This window comes from Methanoregula sp. (genome assembly GCF_002835825.1).
Lineage (GTDB): Archaea > Halobacteriota > Methanomicrobia > Methanomicrobiales > Methanospirillaceae > Methanoregula.
In genome coordinates, this window is record NZ_PIZH01000308.1 from 1 (window position 1) to 2606 (window position 2606).

2 protein-coding genes and 1 tRNA gene are annotated in these 2606 nt (G+C 55.5%); 1 reads left to right on the forward strand and 2 read right to left on the reverse strand.

Annotated elements, in window-relative coordinates:
- Positions 1 to 179: 179 nt before the first annotated feature.
- Together CW742_RS10255 and CW742_RS10260 are read right to left on the reverse strand one after the other, a co-directional pair.
- Positions 180 to 1238 (reverse strand): Fic family protein, encoded by a 1059-nt coding sequence (locus tag CW742_RS10255; RefSeq protein ID WP_292420037.1) that lies wholly within the window; start codon positions 1236 to 1238, stop codon positions 180 to 182.
- Between the two features lie 115 nt (positions 1239 to 1353).
- A tRNA-Glu gene (locus CW742_RS10260) sits at positions 1354 to 1427 on the reverse strand.
- Positions 1428 to 1559: 132 nt separating this feature from the next.
- Here CW742_RS10260 and CW742_RS10265 point away from each other — a divergent pair.
- The coding region (locus CW742_RS10265; RefSeq protein ID WP_292420039.1) for a GTP-binding protein at positions 1560 to 2606 on the forward strand (1047 nt) is incomplete at its 3' end.

Here is a 2606-nt window from a genome sequence, read left to right on the forward strand (position 1 = left end):
GAATTATCCTTTGGAGTGTCTGGAAATTGCCCGGATACTGTTGGAAATCTTGTGTCTCATAAAAGCGAAAAAATGAGACACAACAGCATCTTGTGTATCACTGGTGAGACACAAAACCTCTTTGTATCTCACTTTTGTAGGATTCCGATACGCAACGGTCCCAAGGAATTTCCGAGAAATTATCCGCTGCTGCTCTCGGTGATCGCGATCAGCCGTGAGAAGCGGTAAATCGTCGGGCTCTTTCCTTTCCCTTCCCGGCTTACTGTGAGAATATCCGCTTCGGTCAGTCCCTTAAGGATACGATGGGCGCTCGGCTTGGGAATTTTTGACTCCGCGATGAAATCAGCGCTCTTGAAGATCGGACGCGAGAAGAGCGTGTCGATTGCCTGGACTGCGTATTGGGAATGCGTTGCCTCGGGGACCTCTTTTTTCATCTTCTCGTAGAGTTCGATGATCGCCGTTGCCTTCTGGTTATTCTCAGTGGCCTGCTCGATGAGCGCCTGAAGGAAGAATCCTATCCAGCCGTTCCAGTCGTTATCACGGGAGACTGCAAGCAGATTGTCGTAGTATTCATCCCGGTGGGCCTCAAGGTACGCACTGATATAGAACATTGGCGTTGACAGGATCTTTTTGTTGTAGAGGATGATGGGTACCAGCATCCGCCCGATTCTTCCGTTCCCGTCGCGGAACGGGTGGATGAGCTCGAACTGTGCCTTCAGTACCGCAAGCTGCACAAGCGGATCCCGTTCTTCACTGTGCAGATAATTCTCCCAGTTCGTGAGCGCATCCGGTACGAGGTTCGGTGGCGGAGGGATGAACGTGGCCCGTTCGATAGGAGTACCGTAGGGAGCAATGTAGTTCTGGATGCGGCGGATCTCCCCGGGCTCCCGGTCGCGACCGCGGACGCTGGTCAAGAGGATGCGATGAAGATCGCGGATCATATTCGCGCATATCGGCCGTCTTCCCAAGTCTTCGACAGCAACCCGCATCGCCGACCGATAGTTAATGATTTCCTGAATATCCAGCCGCTTTTCCGGAGTAATCTTGTGTGCCTGGTCTGCTTCGAACTGCAGGACCTCTTCAAGGGATGCCTGCGTGCCCTCTATCCGTGACGAGAGCACTGCTTCGCGGATGGTGAGAGGAGAAAGAAGGATCTCGGGATTGATAATGCCCTGGAGCAGGCCGTCATACCGGGCAAGGGCCGCATTCGCTTTCCCGATTCGGGGAATATGTGCCATCCAGTCGATATCACCGAGTGGGAGGGTCCGGGGTGAATAAGGCTCCATTTCTTTTTCAATATAGTGTCCCGGAGAATATTAGCCTTGGCAGAGGGATTCTAACCAGAAGAGTAGATGCTGCTATGGGGATTCGAACCCAGTCGCGAGCGTGAGAGGCTCGCATGATTGGCCGGACTACACTATAGCAGCAAGTTGCCCTCTAATGTGGGCGATGTGGATACTTATATCTTTTTACGGGGGCACGGCACGGCTTTGGCATTTTCCCCGCTCCCCTTTTGCACAATCAACTATATCTCCGACCTGCGGCGATTACTATAGGCAATGAGTAGTCTTGAAGACCAGATCAAGGAGCTCGAAGACGAGTTAGTCAAGACGCCCTACAACAAGGCTACTTCCAAGCATATCGGACGGGTCAAGGCAAAGATCGCACGGCTGAAAGACGAGGCCGTGAACCGGGCAATGAAGTCCGGGGGCGGCGGGGAAGGGTACAATGTCAAGAAGTCCGGCGACGCGACGGCCGTCCTTGTCGGGTTCCCGTCTACCGGTAAAAGTACGCTCCTCAACAAGCTGACCGGGACCGAGAGTGCGGTCGGGGCATACGCGTTCACCACGCTCACGGTCGTGCCCGGGGCGCTGGAACACAAGGGTGCGAAGATCCAGCTCCTCGATATTCCCGGGCTTATCGCGGGCGCAGCAATGGGCAAGGGCCGGGGCAAGGAAGTCATCGCGGTGGTGCGGAACGCGGACATCATCATCATCCTCGTGGATGTCTTCAACGAGGCGCACTTCGATGTCCTCATCAAGGAACTCTACGATGCCGGCATCCGGATCAATGTGCGGAAACCGGACATCACCATCAAGAAGTCTTCAGTCGGCGGTATACGGCTTAACGCGGTCGGCACCCTGGACCTCGACATCGAGGAAGTCCGCTCGATCCTTGCCGAGTCCAAGATGATGAACGCCGACATCCTGATCCGCGGGAACGCAACGCAGGACGATCTCATCGATGCCGTGCAGGGCAACCGCGTGTACATCCCGGCGTTCATCGCGGTCAACAAGGTCGATCTCGTGGACAAGGAACGCTACCTGGAGATCGAGCACGATATCGGGGAGCGGTTCGGCAATCCGCCCCTCATGATCTCCGCAGCGGCCGGCTATCACCTGGAAGAACTTAAGGACGCAATCTACGACTGCCTCGGGTTCATCCGTCTCTATCTCAAGCCGCATGGAGGAGAAGCGGACATGGATGAGCCGCTCATTATCCGGAACGGCAGCACGGTCGAGGACGTCTGCAACAAGCTTCACCGCGAGTTCGTCCAGAAGTTCCGGTATGCCCGGATCTGGGGCAAGTCGGTCAAGCACCCGGGC